The organism is Streptomyces sp. SID5469, from assembly GCF_009862865.1.
GTDB classification, from domain to species: domain Bacteria; phylum Actinomycetota; class Actinomycetes; order Streptomycetales; family Streptomycetaceae; genus Streptomyces; species Streptomyces avermitilis.
This window is the reverse complement of the sequence record NZ_WWIN01000001.1, coordinates 4011008-4035569: the sequence shown is the minus strand read 5'-3', so window position 1 is coordinate 4035569 and position 24562 is coordinate 4011008. Positions and strand designations below refer to the sequence as shown.

At 69.8% G+C, this 24562-nt stretch carries 18 protein-coding genes; 6 read left to right on the top strand and 12 right to left on the bottom strand.

From position 1 onward, the window contains the following. Positions 1 to 19: 19 nt before the first annotated feature. The 4 genes from GTY58_RS16955 to GTY58_RS16940 all read left to right on the top strand — a co-directional run bounded on the left by GTY58_RS16955 (position 20) and on the right by GTY58_RS16940 (position 5016). Positions 20 to 793: an isoprenyl transferase gene (locus GTY58_RS16955; RefSeq protein WP_010984667.1), complete on the top strand. Its 774-nt coding sequence runs from the start codon at positions 20 to 22 to the stop codon at positions 791 to 793. A 301-nt stretch (positions 794 to 1094) separates the two neighbouring features. Beyond that, positions 1095 to 2420, top strand: coding sequence for a PhoH family protein (locus GTY58_RS16950; RefSeq protein WP_010984666.1), 1326 nt, complete (start codon positions 1095 to 1097; stop codon positions 2418 to 2420). 425 nt (positions 2421 to 2845) lie between these two features. Further along, positions 2846 to 3541 (top strand): transglycosylase SLT domain-containing protein, encoded by a 696-nt coding sequence (locus tag GTY58_RS16945; protein WP_037644993.1) that lies wholly within the window; start codon positions 2846 to 2848, stop codon positions 3539 to 3541. Positions 3542 to 3693: 152 nt separating this feature from the next. Then, a complete protein-coding gene (locus tag GTY58_RS16940) occupies positions 3694 to 5016 on the top strand; it encodes an AI-2E family transporter (protein WP_010984664.1) in 1323 nt (440 codons plus the stop codon). 85 nt (positions 5017 to 5101) lie between these two features. Here GTY58_RS16940 and GTY58_RS16935 read toward each other — a convergent pair whose 3' ends face one another. Both GTY58_RS16935 and GTY58_RS16930 read right to left on the bottom strand, forming a co-directional pair. Further along, the gene (locus GTY58_RS16935) at positions 5102 to 5635 is read right to left on the bottom strand and encodes an alkyl hydroperoxide reductase (RefSeq protein ID WP_010984663.1); all 534 of its coding nucleotides are present in this window, start codon (positions 5633 to 5635) and stop codon (positions 5102 to 5104) included. A 6-nt stretch (positions 5636 to 5641) separates the two neighbouring features. Further along, the gene (locus tag GTY58_RS16930) at positions 5642 to 6196 is read right to left on the bottom strand and encodes a peroxiredoxin (protein ID WP_010984662.1); all 555 of its coding nucleotides are present in this window, start codon (positions 6194 to 6196) and stop codon (positions 5642 to 5644) included. Positions 6197 to 6367: 171 nt separating this feature from the next. Between GTY58_RS16930 and GTY58_RS16925 the strand changes: the two genes are divergently transcribed. Beyond that, complete coding sequence (locus tag GTY58_RS16925) at positions 6368 to 7378, top strand: LysR substrate-binding domain-containing protein (protein WP_010984661.1); 1011 nt, start codon at positions 6368 to 6370, stop codon at positions 7376 to 7378. A gap of 60 nt (positions 7379 to 7438) precedes the next feature. On the opposite strand, the gene GTY58_RS16920 is transcribed toward GTY58_RS16925, so the two are convergent. From GTY58_RS16920 to GTY58_RS16900, 5 genes are all read right to left on the bottom strand, one after another. Continuing rightward, positions 7439 to 9775 carry an ABC transporter permease gene (locus tag GTY58_RS16920; RefSeq protein ID WP_010984660.1) on the bottom strand — a complete coding sequence of 779 codons (2337 nt, stop codon included), beginning with the start codon at positions 9773 to 9775 and terminating at the stop codon, positions 7439 to 7441. Beyond that, positions 9772 to 10458, bottom strand: coding sequence for an ABC transporter ATP-binding protein (locus GTY58_RS16915; RefSeq protein ID WP_010984659.1), 687 nt, complete (start codon positions 10456 to 10458; stop codon positions 9772 to 9774). The genes GTY58_RS16920 and GTY58_RS16915 overlap by 4 nt, the downstream gene beginning before the upstream one ends. Further along, positions 10455 to 10982, bottom strand: coding sequence for a PadR family transcriptional regulator (locus tag GTY58_RS16910; RefSeq protein WP_010984658.1), 528 nt, complete (start codon positions 10980 to 10982; stop codon positions 10455 to 10457). The genes GTY58_RS16915 and GTY58_RS16910 overlap by 4 nt, the downstream gene beginning before the upstream one ends. A 148-nt stretch (positions 10983 to 11130) precedes the next feature. Beyond that, a complete protein-coding gene (locus GTY58_RS16905; protein ID WP_010984657.1) occupies positions 11131 to 11394 on the bottom strand; it encodes a hypothetical protein in 264 nt (87 codons plus the stop codon). After that, positions 11391 to 12338: an SPFH domain-containing protein gene (locus GTY58_RS16900; RefSeq protein ID WP_010984656.1), complete on the bottom strand. Its 948-nt coding sequence runs from the start codon at positions 12336 to 12338 to the stop codon at positions 11391 to 11393. The genes GTY58_RS16905 and GTY58_RS16900 overlap by 4 nt, the downstream gene beginning before the upstream one ends. Before the next feature lie 282 nt (positions 12339 to 12620). On the opposite strand from GTY58_RS16900, the gene GTY58_RS16890 reads away from it, so the two are divergent. Next, positions 12621 to 14954, top strand: coding sequence for a transglycosylase domain-containing protein (locus GTY58_RS16890; RefSeq protein WP_010984655.1), 2334 nt, complete (start codon positions 12621 to 12623; stop codon positions 14952 to 14954). A gap of 77 nt (positions 14955 to 15031) precedes the next feature. On the opposite strand, the gene GTY58_RS16885 is transcribed toward GTY58_RS16890, so the two are convergent. The 5 genes from GTY58_RS16885 to GTY58_RS16865 form a co-directional block, all read right to left on the bottom strand. Further along, positions 15032 to 16495, bottom strand: coding sequence for a catalase (locus tag GTY58_RS16885; RefSeq protein ID WP_010984654.1), 1464 nt, complete (start codon positions 16493 to 16495; stop codon positions 15032 to 15034). 156 nt (positions 16496 to 16651) lie between these two features. Further along, positions 16652 to 18802 (bottom strand): ATP-binding SpoIIE family protein phosphatase, encoded by a 2151-nt coding sequence (locus GTY58_RS16880; protein ID WP_010984653.1) that lies wholly within the window; start codon positions 18800 to 18802, stop codon positions 16652 to 16654. 282 nt (positions 18803 to 19084) lie between these two features. After that, positions 19085 to 19777 carry a DUF402 domain-containing protein gene (locus GTY58_RS16875; protein WP_010984652.1) on the bottom strand — a complete coding sequence of 231 codons (693 nt, stop codon included), beginning with the start codon at positions 19775 to 19777 and terminating at the stop codon, positions 19085 to 19087. A 114-nt stretch (positions 19778 to 19891) separates the two neighbouring features. Next, positions 19892 to 21295, bottom strand: coding sequence for a class II fumarate hydratase (locus GTY58_RS16870; RefSeq protein WP_010984651.1), 1404 nt, complete (start codon positions 21293 to 21295; stop codon positions 19892 to 19894). 68 nt (positions 21296 to 21363) lie between these two features. Then, positions 21364 to 24555 (bottom strand): hypothetical protein, encoded by a 3192-nt coding sequence (locus GTY58_RS16865; RefSeq protein ID WP_010984650.1) that lies wholly within the window; start codon positions 24553 to 24555, stop codon positions 21364 to 21366. Positions 24556 to 24562 lie beyond the last annotated feature (7 nt).

Genomic DNA, 24562 nt, shown 5'->3' with positions numbered 1-24562 from the left:
CGGAGGGGCTGACAATCACGTGAACCTGCGGGACAACCTGCGCCGCCTGCTGGTCAGGTTCTATGCACGCAGGGTGGAAGGCCATCTCGACCACGACCAGGTGCCCAAGCACATCGGGGTCATCATGGACGGCAACCGCCGCTGGGCGAAGGCGGCGGGCTCCACCACCGCCCAGGGACACCGGGCCGGGGCCGACAAGATCGAGGAATTCCTCGGCTGGTGCTCGGAGACCGATGTCGGGGTCGTCACCCTGTGGCTCCTGTCGACGGACAACTTCGACCGTCCGCAGGAAGAACTCGGCCCGCTGCTCGGGATCATCGAGGGGGTCGTACGCACCCTCGCCGCCGACGGCCGCTGGCGCGTGCACCACGTGGGCACGCCGGACATCCTGCCCTCCCAGATGCAGAACGCGCTCAAGGAGGCCGAGGAGACCACCGCGCACGTCGACGGGATACTCGTCAACGTCGCCATCGGCTACGGCGGCCGCCAGGAGATCGCCGACGCCGTGCGCTCGATGCTCCTCGACGCCCACGAGAAGGGCACGTCGATCCCGGACCTCGCCGACGCCGTCGACGTCGACCTCATCGGCAAGCACCTCTACACCGGCGCCCAGCCCGACCCGGACCTGGTGATCCGGACGAGCGGCGAGCAGCGGCTGTCCGGTTTCATGCTGTGGCAGACCGCTCACTCCGAGTACTACTTCTGTGAGGTCTTCTGGCCGGCCTTCCGCAAGGTCGACTTCTTGCGCGCCCTGCGCGACTACGCGGCGCGACACCGGCGGTACGGGAACTGACCCGCACACCACCGCCGGGACAGTAGTAATAGGGAGTTCATCAGTGCGCCGTCATATGCCGTGGCATGGCAGCGCTTGTTCGAGGGCATAAGGCAAGGAGGTCGACACCCGAACCACGGGTGTCGTATCTCAGCGGGCGGCTCGGGGCCGTCCGCCCGGGAGGCCCTTTGCACCAGCCCGACCGTGCGGTCACAGCGCGGACGAAGCGGAGGGCCGGTCCACGGCCCGTGCATCGCGGCCGTCGACCGGTCCAGATCTCCTTCGTCGCTCCCCGACCTCATCCGAGGGGGTACGTCCTTCCGTGGTGACCAGCACAAAGCGCCACAAGCCAGACCGGCGCACCTATGTTCTCGACACCAGCGTCCTGCTGGCCGACCCGCACGCTCTGAACCGCTTCGACGAGCACGAGGTAGTGCTGCCGATCGTCGTGGTCACGGAGCTGGAGGCCAAGCGGCACCATCCCGAACTCGGCTACTTCGCCCGGCAGGCCCTGCGCCTCCTCGACGAGTTCCGGGTCCGGCACGGTCGCCTCGACGCCCCCATTCCCATCGGGGAGCTCGGCGGGACGGTACGCGTCGAGCTCAACCACTCGGACCCCAGCGTGCTGCCCAGCGGCTACCGCCTGGGGGACAACGACTCCCGCATCCTCGCGGTGGCCCGCAATCTGCAGGCCGAGGGGTACGACGTCACCGTCGTGTCGAAGGACCTCCCGCTCAGGATCAAGGCCTCGTCCGTCGGTCTCCTCGCCGAGGAGTACCGCGCGGAACTCGCCATCACGGGCTCCTCCGGCTGGACCGGGATGGCCGAGCTGACCCTGGCGGGCGAGCAGGTGGACATCCTCTTCGACGAGGGACACGTGTATGTCCCCGAGGCGGCCGACCTTCCCGTGCACACGGGCCTGACGATCCAGTCCGAGCGGGGCAAGGCCCTGGGCCGCGTCACCTCGGAGGGGAACGTCCGGCTGGTGCGCGGCGAACGGGAGGCGTTCGGGATCAAGGGGCGCAGCGCCGAGCAGCGCATCGCGCTCGATCTTCTCCTCGACCCGGACATCGGGATCGTGTCGATGGGCGGCCGGGCCGGCACCGGCAAGTCCGCGCTCGCGCTGTGCGCGGGCCTGGAAGCGGTGCTGGAGCGGCGTCAGCATCAGAAGGTGATGGTCTTCCGGCCGTTGTACGCGGTGGGCGGGCAGGAGCTCGGCTATCTGCCCGGTTCCGAGTCCGAGAAGATGAGCCCGTGGGCGCAGGCGGTCTTCGACACCCTGTCCGCGGTCACCAGCCGCGAGGTCATCGAAGAGGTCACCGCGCGCGGGATGCTGGAGGTCCTTCCGCTCACCCACATCCGCGGCCGTTCGCTGCACGACGCGTTCGTGATCGTGGACGAGGCCCAGTCGCTCGAACGGAATGTACTCCTGACCGTTCTGTCCCGGATCGGGGCCAATTCGCGGGTCGTTCTGACCCATGACGTGGCGCAAAGGGACAATCTGCGAGTGGGGCGGTACGACGGTGTCGTCGCCGTGGTGGAGAAGCTGAAGGGACATCCGCTCTTCGCGCACGTCACGCTGACCCGGTCCGAACGGTCCCAGATTGCGGCCCTTGTGACCGAAATGCTGGAGGACGGGCAGGTCTGACGGGTTCGACAACCGGCTTCCAATTAAGGCCGGTTATCCGATAGTTGGCGCCGTCCAGCAAAGGCAGAGAGCCTAGCTGGGCGGCGCTTCGGCGTGTGGGGCTTTCCGGATTTCCCTGGGGTCAAACGGCATGTGAGCTTTCACACGCAACGCAGAATTGCCTCGCGGTATCCGGGTGCGGCAGAGTCTCCTTCCTGTCAGGCCCCGCATACGACACACCTGTACCCCCAGCGGTACGGCACAGCAGAAGCACCAGAACTCCATAGAGCCGTCGTATGCCGCCCGAGTACCACGCGGCGCTCCCCTCAAGGGAGTTGCCCACCGGGCCCGCGCCTCCCGTGACCAAGCAGTTGGGAGGCCAGCGTCAAGGGCACGATTGCGTCCGCAAGGGTCACCTGTGGCGGGCGATGCTGGAAGGAAACCGTGTGAGCCGGATTTCGGTCCGGGGATTCGCAGTGGCTTCGGCCACCGCGGTCACCGCTGTCGGCGCCGTGACTGGTGTTGCCTCGGGCAGCACCGGGCAGCCCTCGAGCGACGCCGAAGCACTGGCGAGCGACTCGACGCTTCTCGCGGACATCCCCGCGGGTCAGCAGGCCCAGGTACAGACCGCATCCCTGACGCAGCAGGCCGACGCACAGGCCATCGCCGCGGATGCGAGCGCCAAGAAGGACGCCGAGGCGTCGGCCCGCAAGCAGGCAGCCGAGGACGCGGTCGCCAAGCAGAAGGCCGCGAAGAAGGCGGAAGCCGACGCGAAGGCGCGCAAGGAGGCCGAGACCAAGGCCAGCCGCGCCTCGGTCCGCTCCACCAGCTTCCCCGTCCAGGGCTCGTACACCATCGCGCAGATCCAGGCGATGGCGACCCAGATGGTGCCGAGCGGCCAGTTCCAGTGCTTCAGCAACATCGTGGACCACGAGTCCAGCTGGAACTACAAGGCGGTCAACGCCTCTTCCGGCGCCTACGGTCTCTTCCAGGCGCTGCCCGGCTCCAAGATGTCGTCCGTCGGTTCCGACTGGCAGACCAACCCGGCCACCCAGATCAAGTGGGGCCTCAACTACATGGACAGCCGCTACGGCAGTCCGTGCGAGGCCTGGTCCTTCTGGCAGGCCAACCACTGGTACTGAGCCGACCGCGGCCCCGGCCGCCGCTCAACCTCCCGAAGCCCCTCACCGTCTAAAGGTGAGGGGCTTCGGTCGTGGGAGCCCCGGCCATGTACGGTCGGAACCGACGACTCCAGGGGGGAGTGGTGGGGAGCAACGGGGGAAGAGGACGGATCATGTCGAAGGTGCCACGGTGGATCGGCCGGCTCGGCGCCGGACTGACCGAGATGGGTGAGCGGTTGGACGAGCGCCGCGCCGAGGTGGAGAAGGAGACGTCCGACGCGCCGTCGGACGGCTCGCCCCCGGTTCCCGCTCAGACCCCGGACCACGTCCCGCCCCCTCCCGAGTACGCTCCCGCCGTCTCCGCCCGTCCCGATCCCGCCGTGGCCGTGCCGTGGGGGATGAGGGTCGCGGCGGAGGCCGGTTGGCGGCTGCTCGTACTCGCGGGCACCGTCTGGGTGTTGATGCGGGTCATCAGCGCCGTACAGCTGGTCGTGCTGGCCTTCGTGGCCGCGCTGCTCATCACGGCACTGCTTCAGCCCACCGTGGCACGCCTGACCCGTCACGGCGTGCCGCGCGGCCTCGCGACCGCGCTGACCGCGATCCTCGGCTTCGTCGTGATGGGTCTGATCGGGTGGTTCGTGACCTGGCAGGTCATGGAGAACATCGACAACCTCTCCAACCAGGTCCAGGACGGTATCGACGAACTGCGGAAGTGGCTGCTGAACAGCCCCTTCCACGTCACGCCCAAGCAGATCAACGAGATCGCGAAGAACCTGCGCGAGGCCGTCGGCGCGAACACGGACCAGATAACGTCCGCGGGTCTGGAGGGCGTCACGGTCATCGTCGAGGCGCTGACCGGCATCCTGCTCACCATGTTCTCGACGCTGTTCCTGCTCTACGACGGCCGGCGCATCTGGGAGTGGACGCTGAAGCTGGTGCCGTCGGCGGCCCGGCCGGGCGTCGCGGGAGCGGGGCCGCGGGCCTGGCGGACGCTGACCGCGTATGTGCGCGGCACGGTGATAGTGGCGATGATCGACGCGATCTTCATCGGCCTGGGAATCTACTTCCTGGACGTCCCGATGGCCGTACCGCTCGCCGTCTTCATCTTCCTCTTCGCGTTCATCCCACTGGTGGGCGCGGTGGTGTCGGGCGCGCTGGCGGTCGTGGTGGCGCTGGTGACCCAGGGCGTCTTCACGGCGGTGCTGACGCTGGCGGTGGTGCTCGCGGTCCAGCAGATCGAGGGCCACATCCTCCAGCCGTTCATCCTGGGCCGCGCGGTCCGTGTCCACCCGCTGGCGGTGGTGCTGTCGGTGGCGGCCGGCGGAATGGTCGCGGGGATCGGCGGTGCGGTGGTGGCGGTGCCGTTGGTGGCGGTGACGAACACGGTGGTCGGGTCCCTGCGTTCGTACTCCCAGGACCGGGCCGTACGCCAGGCCACGACGGCGACCCCACCGGCGCAGACCCCGACCGAGCCGTCCGAGGCGCCGGCGTCGTAGCGGCCTTCCCTCGCCACGGCGGGGGCGGGAAACACATGGGCCCCGCCCACCACAAGGGTGGACGGGGCCGCACGCCGCGTAGGAACTACTCCGCGAGAACCGCCTCGGCGTCCAGCGTCGTACCGACCGCCTGGATCACCGCCGCGATCTTGAACGCCTCCTGGATCGTGTCCCGGTCGACGCCCGCCTTGCGGAGCACCTGCTCGTGGGAGTCGAGGCACTGACCGCAGCCGTTCACCGCGGACACCGCGAGCGACCACAGCTCGAAGTCGACCTTCTCCACACCAGGGTTGCCGATGACGTTCATCCGCAGCCCGGCGCGCAGCGTCCCGTACTCCGGGTCGGACAGCAGGTGCCGCGTGCGGTAGAAGACGTTGTTCATCGCCATGATGGCCGCGGCCGACTTGGCGGCCGTGTACGCCTCCGGCGACAGGTTCGCCTTCGCCTGAGGCTCCAGCTCGCGCAGCACGCGCGGCGAACGCGACGCGATCGCGCACGCCAGCACCGTGCCCCACAGCTGCTGCTGCGGCAGGTCGGAGTTGCCGATGACCGAGCCCAGGTTCAGGCGCAGGTCCTTGGCGTAGTCCGGTACGGCGGCCTTCAGTTCATCGAGAGCCATGGAAGATCACTCACCAGCCAGCAGCGCGACCGGGTCAAGGGTGGTCTCGCCCTTGGTCCAGTTGCACGGGCACAGCTCGTCGGTCTGCAGGGCGTCGAGGACCCGCAGGACCTCCTTGGGGTTACGGCCGACGGAGCCGGCGGTCACCATGGAGAACTGGATCTCGTTGTTCTGGTCGACGATGAAGACGGCGCGCTTGGCGAAGCCGTCCTCGCCCTCGATGCCGAGGTCGCGCATCAGCTCGTGCTTCGAGTCGGCCATCATCGGGAACGGCAGGTCACGCAGGTCGTCGTGGTCCTTGCGCCAGGCGTGGTGCACGAACTCGGAGTCGCCGGAGAAGCCGAGCACCTGGGCGTCACGGTCGGCGAACTCGTCGTTCAGCTTGCCGAAGGCCGCGATCTCGGTCGGGCACACGAAGGTGAAGTCCTTGGGCCACGCGAAGATGACCTTCCACTGACCCTCGTAGGTCTTGTGGTTGATCTGCTGGAACTCATTGCCCTTCTCCAGCGAGACACAGGCGGTCAGATCGAACTCGGGGAACTTGTCACCGACAGTGAGCACACGCTCTCCTTGCAGCGAGGAGACACCCCTTTTGAGGGTGTATCCCATGGGTTGGACGCTGTTGATGTTGGCACAAGGCGCATTGATTAGTGAAATAGCTACACTGGGTCGTGTTGATCGGTGACAGCTATCAGTGACGATGGGTGAGGGATACGCGTGAGGGGTACGGCCATGGCCGGGACCAGGACGAACGGGCGGCGCCAGCCCAGCCTCGCCCAGCTGCGGGCCTTCGCCGCCGTCGCCGAGCATCTGCACTTCCGCGACGCGGCCGCCGCGATCGGCATGAGCCAGCCCGCGCTGTCCGGCGCGGTCTCCGCCCTGGAGGAGACACTCGGGGTGACCCTCCTCGAGCGTACGACCCGCAAGGTCCTGCTCTCGCCCGCCGGTGCCCGTCTCGCCGTACGCGCCAAGGCGGTGCTCGACGAGGTCGGCGCGCTGATGGAGGAGGCCGAGGCGGTACGCGCCCCGTTCACCGGGGCCCTGCGGCTCGGGGTGATCCCCACCGTCGCGCCGTATCTGCTGCCGACCGTCCTCAGGCTCGTCCACGACCGCTACCCCGACCTCGACCTCCAGGTCCACGAGGAACAGACCGCCAACCTGCTGGAGGGCCTCGCGGTCGGGCGGCTCGACCTGCTGCTGCTCGCCGTGCCCCTCGGTGTGCCCGGCATCGTCGAGCTTCCGCTGTTCGACGAGGACTTCGTGCTCGTGACCCCGCTCGACCACTGGCTCGGCGGCCGGGAGGGCATCCCGCGCGAGGCGCTGCGTGAGCTCAACCTCCTGCTGCTCGACGAGGGCCACTGCCTGCGCGACCAGGCCCTCGACATCTGCCGGGAGGCGGGCCGCGCGGACGCCCCGGTCACCACCACCGCGGCCGGCCTGTCCACCCTCGTCCAACTCGTCGCCGGCGGCCTCGGCGTGACCCTGCTGCCGCGTACCGCGGTCAAGGTCGAGACGACCCGCAGCGAGGAACTCCTCACCGGGTACTTCGCGGACCCGGCACCCACCCGGCGCGTGGCCCTCGCCATGCGGGCGGGCGCCGCGCGGGGCGCGGAGTACGAGGAGCTCGCGGACGCCCTCCGCGAGGCCCTGCGGCCGCTGCCCGTACGGGTCCTGGGCCGCGACGACCGAGCCGCGACGGCCGGCCCGAGTCCGTTGCCCGGTACGGGACTACGGCGTTTCTGAGTCCGGACACGGCGGTGGGCCCCTCCGGCCGGGAGGGGCCCACCGCCATGTCCGGGACCGCTACTCCGCGCGCAGCCCGTCCGGCCGCATCAGCCGCAGCAGCGGCGGCAGGCTCAGGGCGGTCACCAGCAGCACGACTCCCGCGCCGCTGCCGGTCATCGTCAGCAGGCTCGACCAGTCCACGCGCACCGAGACGTCCGTCATCCGCTGGAGGACGATGCCCAGAGTCAGACCGACCACCGACGCCAGTACGAGACCCAGCGCGATCGGGATCGCCGTCTGCCACAGCACCGAAAGGCTCAGCGTGCGGCGCCGGGTGCCGAAGGCGACCAGGGCGGACAGCAGCTTCTTGCGTTCGCGCAGCTGCTCCAGCTGCGAGACCAGCAGGCTCGCGCCGATCAGGAACAGCACGCAGGTCGCGCCGACGGACAGGCCGGTGCGGATGGACGCGTAGCTCGTGTCCCTCGTGGCCGACGCCCAGGTCCAGGCGTGGGCGAGCGGGTGGAGCTTCGCCGTGGTGTTGCGGACGTGTTCGTAGACGTCCGGCACCGACTGGTCGATCTGCAGAAAGGCGCTGCCCTCGATGGCGGGCACGGCCTTCGCGGGCACCGCGCCCGGGGTGAGCAGGAAGCCGCCGCGCTCGCTGTTCGTCGGGTCCTTGCGGACCCCGGCCTTCTTGATGTCCCGCGGCACCGTCCAGGGGACCTGCCTGTTCGCCACGGCCCCGCTGTAGGAGGGGTCGATGTAGATGGTGCGGCCGGGCCTGGCCAGCTTCCGTAGGTCCGTGTCGTACTCGGCGTCCGTGACGGCGAAGACGTCACCGTCGTGGCACGTCGGCAGCTTGGCCACCTCGCGCAGCGACGCGCAGTCGCCGACGGTCATCGACGTGGACAGGTCCGCGTCCTTCTTCTTGTCGCCCGTCGAGGCCGAGCCGATCGCGGTGACCCGCTGTACGCCCTTGGTCCGGGCGAGCTGCTCGCGCGCCTGGTCGAGCGGGACGTCGTACGGCAGGCGCACCTCCATCTGCGCCCGCATGACATCGTTCGTCGACGCCTTGGTGTAGTCGCCCTCGACGCCGGCGAACAGCATCTGCAGGGCGATCGCGCCGGCCACCGCCACGGCGACGCCATTGACCATGCGGGCCGCCGAGCCGCTGCTCAACTGCAGTCGTCGCACGGCGAGTTGCCATGCCACGCCACCGCTGCCCAGCCGGCCGACCACCGTCTCCACGATCCAGGGCAGCAGCGCCGTGACGCCGACCAGGAGCAGCAGGACGCCGCCGATCACCAGGTACTGGTTGAAGTTCCCGCTGGTGTTGCCCTGCCCGATCATCGGGTAGAGCATCGCGAGCCCGCCCACCGGCAGCAGCAGCCGCCACCACAGCCGACGCCGCGCGGGCTTGGCCGTACGCACCACACCGAGCGGCTCGATGACGACCCCGCGCAGTGCGAACAGGGTGACGAGCACCGCGGCGCCGGGCACCGTGACGGCGATCAGCGCGGCCAGCGCTGGAGTCGGGTTCAGATAACTCGGGAAGACGCTCTGGCCGAAGACCTCGACGGAGCCGGCGACCTCACGGGCCAGCAGGAAGAAGACCGTGCCGAAGACGAGCCCGAGCACGGCGCCCCCGAGCGCCTCGCCGGCGGCGATCCGCCGGGTCATCCGACTGTCGGAGCCGACCAGACGCAGCGCCGCGAGCCTGCGGTCGCGCCGCTCGCCGCCGAAGCGCACGGCCGCGGCGATGAAGACGCCGACCGGCATCAGCAGCACCACGAAGACGACGAGGATCAGCAGGAGCAGCACCGGGTCCAGCTTGTCGGGCGGCCCGAGCGGCTGTCCGAAGTGGTCGATGCGGGTGACCTCGGAGCCGTTGATCCGCGGGGCGAGGTCATCGGCGCCCGAGTAGAAGGAGAGTTCGGCCGAGCCGATGAGGCCGGGCTCGCCGATGGTGCCGATGACGCGGTACGGCAGCCGCTCGCGCAGGAGTTTCCCGTTGCCGGACTTCAGGAGGTCGGCCAGCGCGGGCGAGACCACCATCTCACCCGGCTTCGGCAGCTTCCGCACACCCGGCGGCAGCGGCGCCCGGGGCCCTTCGGCCTCCAGCTCCCGTCCGCGGATGGCCTTGTCGCGGTACTCGTCGTCGACGCGCGCGACCAGCAGGGTCCGGTCGGAGGCCTTCGGTATGTGTGTGTTGCCGTAGGTGATGTCCGTACGGGCCGTCTCGCGGTCGCTCCGGGCCTGCAACGCGCTCGGTATCGCGGTCGTCATCAGGAGCAGGGCCACCCCGAGCCCGACCCCGACGGCCGTGAGCACGGCCCGCATCCAGCCCTCGCGTCCGCCGGTGAAGGCGAATCTGGCCCCCATGGCCAGGTCTCTGGACCACTGACGCACCCTCATACGATGCGCTCCATGTCCCGGGACCTGCCGTCGCGTACGACGATCTCGCGGTCCGAGTACGCGGCGACCCGCGCCTCGTGCGTCACGAGTACGACGGCGGCGTTGGTGGAGCGGGCGGCCTCGGTGAACAGCTCCATCACGCGTTCGCCGTTGAAGGAGTCGAGGGCGCCGGTGGGCTCGTCGGCGAACAGCACGCGCGGGCTGGTGACGAGGGAACGGGCGACGGCGACGCGCTGCCCCTGGCCGCCGGAGACCTCACCGGGGCGCTTGCCCTGGAGGTCGTCGACCTCCAGGCGCTCCATCCACGACAGCGAGATCCGCTCGGCCTCCTTGCGGCCGGTGCCGTTCAGCCGCAGCGGCAGGGCGACGTTCTCCACGCACGTCAGCTCCGGCACGAGCTGCCCGAACTGGAACACGAACCCGAACTCGGAGCGCCGCAGGGCGCTGCGCTCGGTGTCGCTCATACCGGCCATCTCGCGCCCGTTGTAGGTGATCGAGCCGGAGTCGGGCGGCACGATGCCGGCGAGGCAGTGCAGCAGGGTCGACTTGCCGGAGCCGGAGGGGCCCATCACCGCGACGACCTCGCCGGGGTGGATCGAGAACTCGGCGCCGTCCAGAGCGGTCGTCGCACCGTACGTCTTCCGCAGATCCGTCGCGGCCAGCAGAGAACCAGCAGGAGTCATCGGGTCGTCACCGCCTCGGCGAGTTTGTCGAGGCGCGCCGCGGTGAGCTCCAGCCACCGCAGATCCGCCTCCAGATGGAAGAGGGCATGGTCGCAGATGAGCTGGTCGGCCAGATCACCCTTGCGCTTGCGGTCGGTGAGGATGCGCATCATGCGCAGATGCTCGGAGCGCTGCGTGTCGAGGATCTCGGACGCGTCGCGGTGGGTGAGCAGCGCGAGGACGACCTTGGTGTAGAGGGTCGACTGGAGATACGGCTCGGGCTTCTCCGGGGTCGCGAGCCACTGCTGCACGTCGGTGATCCCGGCGTCGGTGATCGCGTACCGCTTGCGCTCGGGGCCGCCGCCGGCCTCGATCCCGTCGACCTCGACGAGGCCGTTCTTCAGGAGGCGGGACATGGTCGAGTAGACCTGGCCGTAATGCAGCGGCCGGTCGTGACCGAACTTTTCGTCGAAGGCCCGTTTGAGGTCGTAACCGTGACAGGGCCCGGACTCGAGGAGCCCTAGGAGCGTGTGACCGATGGACATGCGGAGCACACTACACACGGTGTATACGCCGCATGTATACGCGCAGTGTCTAGGTGGTGCCGGGGCGTACGAGAGTGCAGGTGGGGCCGATTGTCACAGTTCTGCGACACGCCATCGGCCCCCTCCCCGGTGATGAGGAGGAGGCCGTTCAGGTCGAGGAGGGTCCGGGGGTGGAGCCTCCCGGGGGCCGACCCCGGCGGGGGATCGGGCCGGCTTCCCCCGGCAGGCGGCCGGCCTCCGCGAGAGCGCGCCGCAGCAGGAACTCGATCTGCGCGTTCGTGGAGCGCAACTCGTCCCCGGCCCACCGCGCCAGCGCCTCGTACACGAGCGGATCCAGCCGCAGCAGCACCTGCTTGCGCTGCTGCTGCGGCCGCCGCCCCGGCGAAGGGGTGCCCTCCGAAGGAGCCGTCACTGGTAGAGGGTGCCCGTGTTCAGGACGGGCTGCGGTGCGCGGTCCCCGCACAGCACCACCATCAGATTCGACACCATCGCCGCCTTCCGCTCGGAGTCCAGCTCCACGATGTCCCGCTCGGTGATCCGGGCGAGCGCCGCCTCGACCATCCCGACCGCGCCTTCCACGATCTGCCGCCGCGCCGCGACGACCGCCCCGGCCTGCTGTCGCTGGAGCATCGCGGAGGCGATCTCGGGAGCGTACGCGAGATGCGTGAAGCGGGACTCGATGATCCGCACGCCGGCCGCTGCCACGCGCGCGTGCAGTTCTATGGCGAGCTTCTCGGTGATTTCCTCCGCGTTGCCGCGCAGCGAGAGGCCGTCCTCGTCATGGGAGTCGTACGGGTACTCGATGGCGATGTGCCGCACCGCCGCCTCGGTCTGAGTGGCGACGAACTCCCGGAAGTCGTCCACCTCGAAGGTGGCCTGCGCGGTGTCCTCGACCTTCCAGACCATGACCGCGGCGAGCTCGATCGGGTTGCCGTAGGCGTCGTTGACCTTGAGGACGGGGGTCTCGTGGTTGCGTACGCGGGTCGAGATCTTCGTGCGCGAGGTGAAGGGGTTCACCCAGCGCAGGCCGTCCTGCCGGATCGTCCCCCGGTACCGCCCGAAGAGCTGGACGACGCGGGCCTCACCCGGCGCCACCGTGTTCAGACCGCACATCGCGAGGAAGGCCGCGATGGCGATCAGGATGCCGCCGACGATCAGTGCGGCCTTGGCGCCGGTCGCGGCGAGTGTCGTCGCGCCCGCGATCATCCCGGCGCCGAGGAGCAGTCCGACGAGCCCGAGCAGCAGCGCGAGGCCGCCACCGATGCTGTGCGCGGCGAACTCCCGCACGCGCGGTGCGGGCATCTCGGGTACGTCGGCGGCGGGTGTGGAGTCGTGCGTGGAGTCGTGCGTGGACATGGCGGTCCCCCGATTCGTACGGCATGCGGTTCGGCATGCGGTTCGCTGCGGCACGGTGTGCGTGCCGCTTAGCTTCAATCTAGCTAAGTGATATCACATTAGCCAACACGGCAACCTTCCACGCCCCAGAGCGGTCGGTTCTGATGGGGCAGGTGCTGATTCTCACGTCCGTAAAAGACGGGATCGACGGCCCTTTGTCATATCGCGCGGTGTTAGCTTTCTGAGCTGACCTGTGCGACGAACCTGTGTGACACGCGAGAAGGAAGCGGAGCGGACGGACCCATGGGACGAGCGGAAGAGAGACGAGCGCGGCAGCGCGGTGGCCGCCGCGCGGCGCCCCAGGGCTCGTCGAGGACGGCTGCCAAGAGCGCCGGCGCCGGCAAGGGCCGGATACGCAGGCTGTTCACCTGGAAGAAGATCCTCGGCACGCTGTTCGGCCTGTGCCTGCTGGGCATGGGCGCCTTCATCGTGCTCTACATGATGATCAGCGTCCCCAAGGGCAACGCGGACGCCAAGCTCCAGAGCAACGTCTACGAGTACAGCGACGGCTCGCCCCTCGCCCGCACCGGCACCCGCAACCGTGAGATCGTCGACCTCTCCGAGGTGCCCAAGGGCGTCCAGCGGACCTTCGTCGCCGCCGAGAACAAGTCCTTCTACAAGGACTCCGGCGTCGACTTCAGGGGCACGGCCCGCGGTCTGATCAACACCCTCTCCGGCAAGGGCAAGCAGGGTGGTTCGACGATCACCCAGCAGTACGTCAAGAACTTCTACCTGAGCCAGGACCAGACCGTCACGCGCAAGCTGAAGGAACTGGTCATCTCGCTGAAGGTCGACCGCCAGAAGACCAAGAGCCAGATCCTCGCGGGCTACATCAACACCAGCTACTACGGCCGCGGCGCCTACGGCATCCAGGCCGCCGCCCAGGCGTACTACCGCGTGGACGCCAAGGACCTCTCGGTAAGGCAGGGCGCGTATCTCGCCGCGCTGCTCCAGGCCCCGAACCAGTACGACTGGGCCATCGCGACGGACACCGGCAAGAAGCTGGTGAAAGACCGCTGGAACTACGTGCTGGACAACATGGTCGAGGAGCACTGGCTGGACTCCGGCAAGCGCGAGGGCATGACGTTCCCGACGCCCAAGCCCCCGAGGGCGGCGCCCGGCATGGAGGGGCAGACCGGCTATCTGGTGGACGCGGCCAACGCGGCGCTGATGAAGCAGCTCGTCGCCCAGGGCGCCGCCTCCGACCTGGGCACCGCCGAGGCGATGGTCAAGGCCGGCGGCTGGACCCTCACGCTCAACATCGACAAGAAGAAGCAGGACCAGCTGGAGGCGGCCGTCAAGGCGAAGCTGACCAGCAAGCTGAACGCGAAGAAGCGCCCGGTGGACGGCGACGTCCAGGCCGGCGCCGCGTCCGTCGACCCGAAGACGGGCAAGGTCCTCGCGCTCTACGGCGGCCAGAACTACGTCAAGCACTACCTGAACAACGCGACCCGCCGCGACTACCAGCCCGCCTCCACCTTCAAGCCGCTGATCTTCGCGGCCGCCCTGGACGAGGGAGCCAGCACGCAGGACGGCAAGGCGATCAACGCCAACACGATCTACGACGGCACGAGCAGGCGCCCCGTCCTGGACAACGGCGACAAGGTCGGGTTCGCGCCGCCCAACGAGGACAACCGCAGCTACGGAAAGGTCACCGTCCAGCGGGCCATGAACGCGTCCATCAACTCCGTCTTCGCGCAGATGGGCGTCGACGTCGGCATGGACGACGTGCTGAAGGTGGCGGGCAAGCTCGGCATGGACACCAAGGGTCTCGAGGCGGTGCCCGCGCAGACCCTCGGCTCGATGGGCGCGAGCCCGCTGGAGATGGCGGGGATCTACGCGACCCTCGACAACCACGGCAAGAAGGTCACCCCGGCCGTCGTGAGGTCGGCCGAGCACAAGGACCGTCAGGTCAAGTTCCCGGACCCGATCGGCGACCGGGTCATCACCCGCGAGGCCGCCGACACGGTCACGTCCGTGCTGACCGGCGTGGTCGACGACGGTACGGCCCAGACCTCGGTGGCCCAGGCGGCGGACCGGCGCGGCCAGCAGGTCGCGGGCAAGACCGGTACGTCCGACAGCAACAAGTCGGCCTGGTTCACCGGCTACACGCCGAACCTGGTCACCTCGGTCGGTATGTTCGGCGAGAGCGCGAAGAACCAGAGCCAGGTCACCCTGAAGGGCGCCACGGGTCTCATCCCGGGCAGCGGCCGCATCAACGGCGGCGGCTATCCGGCGCAGATCTGGGCCGCGTACACCTTCGGCGCGATGGGCAAGGTCACCAAGTTCGACCTGGAGACCACCCAGGGCGCGGCGATCGAGCCCACCGTGACGCCGACCCTCACCCAGTCGCCGAGCGACTCGCCCTCGTCGTCGCCGACGACGAAGAAGCCGACGACCACGCCGCCCAGCACGTCGACGACCCCGGCGAGCCCGTCGACCTCGCCGACGACCAAGGGGCCGAGCAACACGCCGACGGGTACGACGACGACCCCGACGGACGGACTGCCGGACGATCCGGTCAATCCGAACGACCGGAACGGTCTGAGGAACCAGAACGATCCGACGAGTCAGTGAGTCCCGGCGGCTGCCTGACATGAACCCACGAGGAGGGCGCCCGGTGATCCACCGGGCGCCCTCCCGCGTTCGTGTCCTCAGCCTCCGTTGACGTTGCTGGCGATCCGGTCGCCGATCTCCTTGTCGATGTTGCGCCAGTACTGCACCGCGCGGTCCAGGACCGGGCGCGAGACATCGGCCTTCAGATGGCCGCTGACGTTCGACACGAGCCGGTCGCGGGCCGCGTCGTCCAGGACCTGGCGCACCATCGTGCCCGGCTGGCCCCAGTCGTCGTCCTCGCGGTGCGGCTTGGTCGCCTCGCGGACCAGCTCTCCGGCCGTCTCCCAGCTCGCCGGGTCGCCGAATTGCCCGTAGTCGGCCGCGGGGCCGCCGTAGGAGTTGGGCGCGTACGGCCTCGCCGCGTTCGACGGCACGTACCGCATCGGGCCGTCCTTGGCGTACGAGTTCACCGGGGCGTGCGGCCGGTTGGGCGGCAGCTGCGCATAGTTCGGGCCGATCCGGTACCGGTGTGTGTCGGGGTACGAGAACAGCCGGCCGAGCAGCATCTTGTCCGGCGAGGGGCCGATGCCCGGCACCAGGTTGGACGGCTCGAAGGCGGCCTGCTCGATGTGGATGAAGTAGTCCTCGGGGTTCTTGTTGAGGACCATCCGGCCGACGTCGATCAGCGGGTAGTCGCCGTGCGGCCAGACCTTGGTCAGGTCGAACGGGTTGAAGCGGTAGTCCGCCGCGTCCTCGAACGGCATGATCTGGACCTTCAGGGTCCAGGTCGGCGCGTTCCCGGACTCGATCGACTCGAACAGGTCCCGGCGGTGCTTGTCGGCATCCGAACCGGCCAGCTCGTCGGCCTCCGCCTGGGTGAGGAAGTCGATGCCCTGGTCGGTCTTGAAGTGGTACTTCACCCAGAACCGCTCACCGGCGCCATTGATCCACATATAGGTGTGGGAGCTGTAGCCGTTCATGTGGCGGTACGTCTTCGGGATGCCCCGGTCGCCCATCAGCCAGGTCACCTGGTGTGCGGACTCGGGGGAGAGCGTCCAGAAGTCCCACTGCATGTCGTTGCTGCGCAGCCCGGTGACCGGGTGGCGCTTCTGCGAGCGGATGAAGTCCTGGAACTTGATCGTGTCACGGACGAAGAAGACCGGGGTGTTGTTGCCCACCATGTCGTAGTTGCCGTGCTCGGTGTAGAACTTCAGCGCGAAGCCGCGGGGGTCGCGCCAGGTGTCGGGCGAGCCCTGCTCGCCGGCGACGGTGGAGAAGCGGGCCAGCATCTCGGTGCGCTTGCCCGGCTGGAACAGGTCGGCCTTGGTGAACTGGCTGACGTCATTGGTGACTTCGAAGAATCCGTACGCGCCACTGCCCTTGGCGTGCACCACACGCTCGGGGACCCGCTCCCGGTTGAACTGGGCCATCTTCTCGATGAGGTAGTGGTCCTGGAGCAGGATCGGGCCATCGGGACCGACGGTGAGCGAGTGTTCGTCGCTCTCCACCGGAATTCCGACGTTGTTCGTGGTGTACGGAGCCTTCTGGGGTGCCTGGGTCACGAGCGTCCTCCCGTCAAAGAAGAGGGTCGTTAGGTCGCTTCGCTCACCCCAGCAGTCAACTCCGCCGACGGGACGTCGGCAACATTTGGACGGGATCCAACTTCGGTTCGGTTCTGGGCGGAGGTGATCCCGGGGCGAGACGGGACGCGTACCCCCTCAGCTCCGGTTCAACTCGAACCAGACCACCTTTCCCGTGCTCAGCCGGGTCGCGCCCCACCGCCTGGCCAGCTTGTTCACCAGGTAGAGGCCGCGTCCGCCCTCGTCCGTGGCCCGCGCCTGTCGCAGTCGCGGCAGCTGCGGCACATCGTCGCCGACCTCGCAGCGCAGCACGTCCGTACGCAGCAGCCGCAAGGTGATCGGACGGGTCGAATAGCGCACGGCATTGGTGACGACCTCGCTGACCAGGAGCTCCATGGAGTCGCTGAGCTCCTCCAGGCCCCAGCGGGACAGCGCACGGCGGGCGAGCTTGCGCGCCCGGCCCGGTGCGGTCTCCTCGGGCTCCAGGAACCAGTACGCCACATCGCTGGGCGCGATCCCGTCGAAGCGGGCGGCGAGCAGCGCGATGTCGTCGTCCCGGTCGCCGGGGCCCAGCATGTCGAGCACCTCGTCGCACAGGGCCTCGAGCGGCGGCGGATGGTCCGGGCCGGTCAGCTGGGCGGTGGCGGCGAGCTTCTCCCGCAGCTGCTCTATCCCGGTCCACACGTCGCGCAGCCGGGACTCGACCAGCCCGTCCGTGTACAGCAGCAGCGTGGCCCCGGCGGGCGCGTCCAGCTCGACCGCCTCGAAGTCCACCCCGCCTACGCCGATCGGGGCGCCCGGCGGCACCCGCAGCACCTCGGCCCGGCCGCCCAGGTGCAGCAGCACCGGCGGCGGATGGCCCGCGTTGGCGATGGTGATGCGGTGTGCGACCGGGTCGTAGACGGCGTACAGGCAGGTCGCCATGCGGTCGGTGCCCAGGCGCTGGGCCTGCTCGTCGAGGTGGTGCAGCACCTCCTGCGGCGGCAGGTCCAGCCCGGCCAGGGTCTGCGCGGTGGTCCGCAGCTGGCCCATGATCGCCGCCGAGGTCATGGAGTGGCCCATGACGTCACCGACGACGAGCGCGACCCGGCTGCCGGGCAGCGGAATGGCGTCGTACCAGTCACCGCCCACCCGCGCGGTCTCGGCGGCCGGAAGATACCTGCTGGCCAGGCGCACGCCGGTGGGCCGGGGCAGCGTCTCGGGCAGCATCGTGCGCTGGAGCTCGTCGGCGATGTACGCCTCGCGGCCGTACAGCACCGCCTTGTCGATGCCGAGCGCGCTGTGCGTGGCGAGCTGGGCGGCGACCAGCAGGTCGTCCGCCTCGAACGCCATGCGCTCGGGGCGGCGCAGGAACAGGGCGGCACCGATGACGCGGCGGCGGCCGCGCAGCGGGGCCAGGATCGCGCGCTGCCCGCTGGGCATGGGCAGATCGTCGCCGAGGAGTTCGGGCAGCGCGGCCCGGGCGGCGGGCGCGTCCGCGAAGACGGGCCGTACTCCGCGCAGCACCTCGGCGAGCGCGCCGCCCGGCCGCACCTCGCTCAGTTCGGCCGTGACCGCCGACAGCTCGGAGGCGGGCTCCGGCTGGAACGCGGTCAGGAAGCCGCCGTCGGTGTCCCGCTCCTCGGGGATGCGGTCGGTGCGCCGCAGCCGCAGCACCATGGGCCCTATGGGCCGCTCGTCGCCGACCGGCAGCGGATCGCGCAGATAGACGAGGATCGCGTCCGAGAAGGTCGGCACGGTGGCCCGGCACAGGCCCATCACGATCTCGTCGAGGTCGATGCCGCGGGCGATCCGCCGGGTCGCGGCGCCCACGAAGCGCAGCCGGTCCCCGTCGCGCCGCATCGGCATCGGGCCGCCGGGCGGCAGCCCCTGCCCGGTGCGCCGGTCCCCGCCGCCCGCTGCCGGGGCGACCCTGTCCTGCTCCCCGCCCGGCTGGGCCGGGATGCCCTCGGGAGCGGGGCGCGGGCGGTGCGCGTCGGGACCCGCGTCCGAGGGCTGCGAGTGCTCGGCGCCAGGGGTGGACGGCTTGGCGCCGCCCGCACCCGGGGGCGTGGGAGTGCCCTGGCCGCCGGACGGACCCTTGCCGCACGGTGTCGTCGTGCCCTGTCCGGTGGGTGCGTCGCCGGTGCGGGCCTGTGCGGGTAAGGCCGCCGACGACGACGGCGTCTGCAGCGGTTCCGGGGTACGCAGGAGCGCCCCGCGGGGGTCCGCGGGGGCGGAGGGCCGGCCGGCGCTCGGCTGGCGGCGCTCATGCGAGGTGGGGTGCTCCGTCACGCGTGTCGAATCCATCCGTCCGGGGCTGCGCGCCGCGCGTGCAGTTCGTCCCGCAGAAATGCCGATACCCGGAATACGTGCCCCAGGAACGGAATTCCCGCGTGGTCAGAGGCTGTTCTTGATCCGCCGTCCGGCCGCCTGGAAGCCGATCCGGTGTAGCCCTCGTACCCCTCGCTCACGTCCTGCCGCCCCTCGGTGACGTTCGGTCAAGCCCAGCACATACTGCGGGAGTTGCTGCTGCGTGTGCCCTTGCGGAGGACGATCCTACGGTTGTACCACGGGGGCGCGACAAGGGTCTCACGTCGCCATCTGCGCGGGCGTACGGTCCCAGTCCTCCGGCAGGGGCGGTACGGCCCAGGAGGGATCCGGGCGCCAGTGCTGCCAGCCGTCCGAGAACGGCGGGCCCCAGGCGCGGATCACCTCCACCGCCGAGTGTCCCGCTTTTCGCACCCGAGCGGCGAGTTCGGCGTCCATCAGACCGTCCCGCTGGGCCTGCGCGAACTCGTCCTCGTCACGCCAGCCCCAAGTGCGGTCCGGATGCACGGAGATGTCCAGGAAGTGGTCCTCGGAGTCGACCCCGCCGGCCCAACGCGTCAGCGGTTCCTCCAGGTTCACGTACCAGTTCTTGAACAGCCAGCCCGGTTCCCAGAACAGCCACACCGACCACGGCTCGCCGGGCCGCGCCAGCTTGAGCACCCCGGTGCCGAACCAGCGGTCCAGCTGCACCGTGCGCGGCTTGGTGTAACGGGACTCCAGCGGCTCGACGTGCACGGGCGTGCCGTCCGCGAGCACCGGCCGCATGCATTCGGTGCCGGGTGCCAGCCACACCGCGAGCAGTTCGTCGTCGTCCCGTACGACGGTCACGGGCCGCGCGATGTGGAAGTGCTCGCCGGCGTTCTCCCGGTAGCGCCACAGGATATGGCTGCCCGGGGCCCAGTGCGCCGTCGAACCGTCCGCTTTCACTCGTCTCACCGCTCCACCGTCTGCCATGAACAGATATTAGGTGCCACAGGCATACGACGCTGCGATGCCCGTCACGGTTCACGCCATGACCCGGCGTCCGCGCGGCGACGGGACACACCCGGGTCACGGTGGTGAGCCCCGTCAGGGGTGCGTCATCCGCAGGACGTCGAGCGCCTCGTCGAGCTGCTCCAGGGTGAGGTCGCCACGGTCCACGTATCCGCTCTCCAGGACGACCTGACGGATCGTCTGCCGCTCGGCGAGGGCCTTCTTGGCGACCTTCGCGGCCTCCTCGTACCCGATGTACTTGTTCAGCGGGGTGACGACGGACGGTGACGACTCGGCGTACTCACGGGCCCGGTCGCGATGGGCGACGATCCCGTCGACGGTGCGGTCGGCCAGCAGCCGGGAGACATGGGCGAGCAGCCGGACGGACTCCAGCACGTTCTTCGCGATGACGGGCAGCATCACATTGAGTTCGAAGTTGCCGGCGGCTCCGGCGGCGGCGACGGTCGCGTCGTTGCCCGTCACCTGTGCGGCGACCATCAGCACGGCCTCGGGAATCACGGGATTCACCTTGCCGGGCATGATCGAGGACCCCGGCTGAAGGTCGGGCAGGCTGATCTCGGAGAGCCCGGTACGCGGCCCCGAAGCCATCCACCGCAGATCGTTCGCGATCTTCGTCAGTCCTACGGCGATGGTCCGCAACTGCCCGCTGGTCTCGACGATCCCGTCCCGCGCACCCTGCGCCTCGAAGTGGTCGCGCGCCTCGGTGAGCGGCAGCCCGGTGACGCGGGCGACCTCGGCGATGACGGCGGCGGAGAAGCCCGGCGGGGTGTTGATCCCGGTCCCGACCGCGGTGCCCCCGAGGGGCAGTTCGGCGAGCCGCGGCAGGGAGGCGGCCAGCCGCTCGACGCCGTACCGCACCTGGGCCGCGTATCCGCCGAACTCCTGCCCCAGGGTCACGGGCGTCGCGTCCATGAGATGCGTACGCCCGGCCTTCACGACGTCCGCGAACTCCTCGGACTTGCGGCCCAGCGCGGCGGCCAGGTGCTCCAGGGCGGGTACCAGATCGCGGGTGACGGCGGCGGTGGCCGCGATGTGAATGCTGGACGGGAACACGTCGTTCGACGACTGCGACGCGTTCACGTGGTCATTGGGGTGTACGTCCCTGCCGAGCCGTTCGGTCGCGAGCGTGGCGATGACCTCGTTGGCGTTCATGTTGGACGAGGTCCCGGAGCCGGTCTGGAACACGTCCACGGGGAAGTGCTCGTCCCAACGCCCCTCCGCGACCTCGGCGGCCGCCTCCTGAATGGCCTCGGCGACGTCCTTGTCGAGCACGCCCAACTCGGCGTTCACCTTGGCGGCGGCTCCCTTGATCCGGGCGAGGGCCTCGATGTGCGCCCGCTCGAGCCGCTGCCCGGAGATGGGGAAGTTCTCCACGGCACGCTGGGTCTGGGCCCGCCACTTGGCGTCCGCGGGGACACGGACCTCACCCATGGAGTCGTGCTCGACACGGTAGTTCTGCTTGTCGTCCTCGTCGGTCATCGACGATCACCTCCACCTGACACAGCACTTCCGACGGGCCCACTGTTCCCCGCGGGAGCGTCCGGTACCTAGCGCGCGCGCAGGTGTTCGTCCAGGCGGCCCAGTTCGTCCAGCAGGGCGTCGTCCGCCCGCCAGGCGGCGGGCCTGCGCGGGGCGGTGACGGCGAAGCCGGCCGGCGCCGGGTCCGACGGCTTCGCCCCGGGACGGTTCTGGAGGTAGGCGATGGAGGCCCGGACGGCCTGCCGGTCCAGCTTCTCGGCGTCCATGCCGGGAATGCCGCGGATGCGCCGCACGTACTCGGCCGCCTCACCGGTGTCCCGCAGCGAGAACATGGCCTCGACGAAGGCGGCACCGCCCCTGGAGCCCCGCAGGACGGCACGCTGCACCCGGCGGTGCGCCCGGAACTCACGGACCAGGCCGATCACCACGACCAGGGGGAAATAGCCGGTGAGCAGGCCCAGCAGGACGAGCGCCAGGATGTGTCCGGTGTGTCCTCCCGCGTAGTAGAGCAGGGCGAAGGTGCCCCAGACGGGGGAGGTGAACACCGCCATCTTGAGCAGGCCCCACAGCGAGTCCCAGGCGAACCTCGCCCAGGTCTGCCGGGACAGCGCACGCGCCGGATGGTCCGGGAGGCGCATCGTGTCGGGAACGACCAGAACCAGCCTGATCGCGCTCAACTCGCGGGACGAGCGCCCTTGGCGGACCGCGTACAGCAGGCTGGGGCCCCACAGGAGCGCACAGACGCTCAGCGGCGCGTAGAGCGTGATCTCCAGCAGGCCCCACGTCGTATGGCCCTCGGTGATCTCGTAGAAGCCCAGGGCCACCTGAAGGGCCGCCTGCAAGCCGGCGATCATCACCAGGCTGCCCAGCAGGACGTCGGTCTCCAGGACGTCCATCTCCACGCCGACCGTGCGGTTGACGACCCGTTCGAAGAACAGCCGCGTCCGGCTCTTTCCGACGCCGTAGGACAGGGGCTGGGTGGACTGGAACCACCAGAAGAAGAAGAGCGGCACGGCGTACCACCACAGCAGCTGGTCCCGCAGACGCCACCAGTACGCACCCGGTGCCGCCATGGCCACCAGGGCGTGCAGGACGCAGATGACGGCGACCGCCTTCGGCGACCAGCTGATGATCCGGCGCACCCGGACCAGGTCGTCGTCCCCGTGCAGGCGCCGCAGGTCGACGTCGACGGCGTGGGACTCCGTGGCGAGCGACCGCTCGCTGAGCATGGTGATCAGCAGCCGGCGGATGGACCGGCGGATGCCGGGGGTCAGGGCGGGCAACGTGGCGCAGTCGCGCAGCGCCGTGGTGCGGATCCAGCCGCTGCCACCGGCGAACGCGCGGTCGATGTACCGCTCGCGGACCGGCTCCGGCAGCAGGGGCAGACAGTCGACGGCGAACTTGCGGTCACTGACGCTGCCGCGCCTCCAGGCGGCATCCACCAGTGCCTGGACCAGCCCCTCGATCTCCGCCCGGGGCCACTGCGACTGGCCGTGGTAGGCGGCGGTCAGCAGCTCCAGGCAGTGCACGGCCATCGGGGACCAGGCGAAGGGGGTGAGCAGCGGGGGAGGGTTGGCGCCCTCCTCGCCGACCAACTCCCCGTACGACGACCACGTGAACTCCTCGGCGATGGGTACGTACTCTCTTCGGCTCGCCTCCTCCATGGCCCGGTAGCGGCCCCACTCGGCGGTCAGCACCCCGGCCAGCTCCGCCATCAGGGGGCCGGTGATCTCCGGGGAACCGTCCTGGAGCACGGTCACGGCCGTCTCGCGCCAGCGGCCGTTGGTCACCAGCTCGAAGGGCGCGACCGCGGAGGGACGCGACGCGACGTGGCGGCTCGCGAAGTACTGCTGTACGCGGCGGTGGCCGAAGAACACCCGGCGGCCGGCATGCCGGCCCTCCGGCGCGGAGACGAGGAGCCTGGACGCCGGCACGACGCGCAGCAGCAGCTCGCGTACGGCGGCGTCGTCACCCGCCTCCCGCACGATCTCCTCCCCGTACTCCCGTTCGCTCACCGAGAGCCCGCCGTCCGTCGACGTCAGCCGGAAGGCGAACCGCGCGAGGAAGTCCTCGACCCGCCGCAGTTCACCGGTGTCGCGGGCCGTCTCCACGGCCGCGTGCAGGCGCTGCGACACATACTCCTCGAACACGGCGCTCGGGCGCTCCGGAAGAGTGTGCCGCGCCTCCACATAGCTCGCGAGAAGCTTCAGGCTGAGCGGATTCTGGAGCTCCGTCACGAACCCGTGCCGCGGGTCGGTGAGGAGGGGCTGGACGAGACCGATGTCCTCGCGGCCGAGCCCGAGACCGCGCAGGAAGGACTCCTGCTGCTCCGACGACAGTCCCAGGATGTGCAGCCGGGTCCAGCCCGCGGCGCGCGGCCCCTTGTACTCCCGGGAGGCCACGACGCACCTTCCGCCGCCCCCGACGAGTTCGATGACCGTCTGGACGTAGGGCGACACCGCCTTGTCCACGGTCGCACTGCCGAGGACCGCGGGGATCTCGTCGAAGGAGTCGAGCAACAGGGTCACCCGGCGTCTGCGCAGATCCTCGGTGAAGCAGTGGGCGAAGTAGGAGGCGATCTCGATGCTTCCCCTGGGGCCCGTCTGCTGGGCGATGTACTTCCGCAGCACATCGGTGTTGATCTCGTCCGGCTTCGCCCTCAGTTCCCGCAGGTTGACGTAGATGGGCAGGGGCAGGTCCGGATTCCGTCCGGACACGATCTGCCGGAGTCCTTCCACGGCGTGCTGCCACATGGCGACGCTCTTGCCGGCGCCGGGGGCGCCCTGGAGCAGGATGAGATCCGTTTCGGGGCGGGCCAGCACCTGGGTGAGGGGCCGGGTGGCGTACCGTCCCCGCCTGCGCCACAGGCTGCGGTGGCCCGCGGCCGGGTATCCGTCCACGTCCTCGACGATGGCGGTCAGCTCGACCAGTTTGTGGTCCAGCCAGTGGGTCTCGTCGAGTGTGGACGTCAGCTTGCCCAGCAGCACTCTCGCGAGGGCCTTGCGGAACGCGGGCCCGTCGGCGGGGGCGGGAGACCCGGACGGGTCCGGGGCCGGCGCGGGTGTCTCGTTGACCATGACCCGGCGGTCGACGAACGAGATCTCCTTCGCCATGTAGACCGAGTCGACGGCCCAGTCGGGCTGATGGGTGACGGCGGCGTCCACGGCGCCCGGCAGGTTGACCCTGGCCTCCCGCTCACCGGGGGCGCCGTCGGGGGCGCCGGCCGGGTCCTCGGGACCTGTGATGTCGAAGCCTGACATGGCACGG

Bases quoted from the DNA above. Each gene is read 5' to 3' on its own strand.
- GTY58_RS16940 (WP_010984664.1), top strand. From the start codon at position 3,694: ATGTCGAAGGTGCCACGGTGGATCGGCCGGCTCGGCGCCGGACTGACC.
- GTY58_RS16935 (WP_010984663.1), bottom strand. From the start codon at position 5,635: ATGGCTCTCGATGAACTGAAGGCCGCCGTACCGGACTACGCCAAGGAC.
- GTY58_RS16925 (WP_010984661.1), top strand. From the start codon at position 6,368: ATGGCCGGGACCAGGACGAACGGGCGGCGCCAGCCCAGCCTCGCCCAG.
- GTY58_RS16920 (WP_010984660.1), bottom strand. From the start codon at position 9,775: ATGAGGGTGCGTCAGTGGTCCAGAGACCTGGCCATGGGGGCCAGATTC.
- GTY58_RS16915 (WP_010984659.1), bottom strand. From the start codon at position 10,458: ATGACTCCTGCTGGTTCTCTGCTGGCCGCGACGGATCTGCGGAAGACG.
- GTY58_RS16910 (WP_010984658.1), bottom strand. From the start codon at position 10,982: ATGTCCATCGGTCACACGCTCCTAGGGCTCCTCGAGTCCGGGCCCTGT.
- GTY58_RS16900 (WP_010984656.1), bottom strand. From the start codon at position 12,338: ATGTCCACGCACGACTCCACGCACGACTCCACACCCGCCGCCGACGTA.
- GTY58_RS16890 (WP_010984655.1), top strand. From the start codon at position 12,621: ATGGGACGAGCGGAAGAGAGACGAGCGCGGCAGCGCGGTGGCCGCCGC.
- GTY58_RS16880 (WP_010984653.1), bottom strand. From the start codon at position 18,802: ATGGATTCGACACGCGTGACGGAGCACCCCACCTCGCATGAGCGCCGC.
- GTY58_RS16875 (WP_010984652.1), bottom strand. From the start codon at position 19,777: ATGGCAGACGGTGGAGCGGTGAGACGAGTGAAAGCGGACGGTTCGACG.
- GTY58_RS16870 (WP_010984651.1), bottom strand. From the start codon at position 21,295: ATGACCGACGAGGACGACAAGCAGAACTACCGTGTCGAGCACGACTCC.
- GTY58_RS16865 (WP_010984650.1), bottom strand. From the start codon at position 24,555: ATGTCAGGCTTCGACATCACAGGTCCCGAGGACCCGGCCGGCGCCCCC.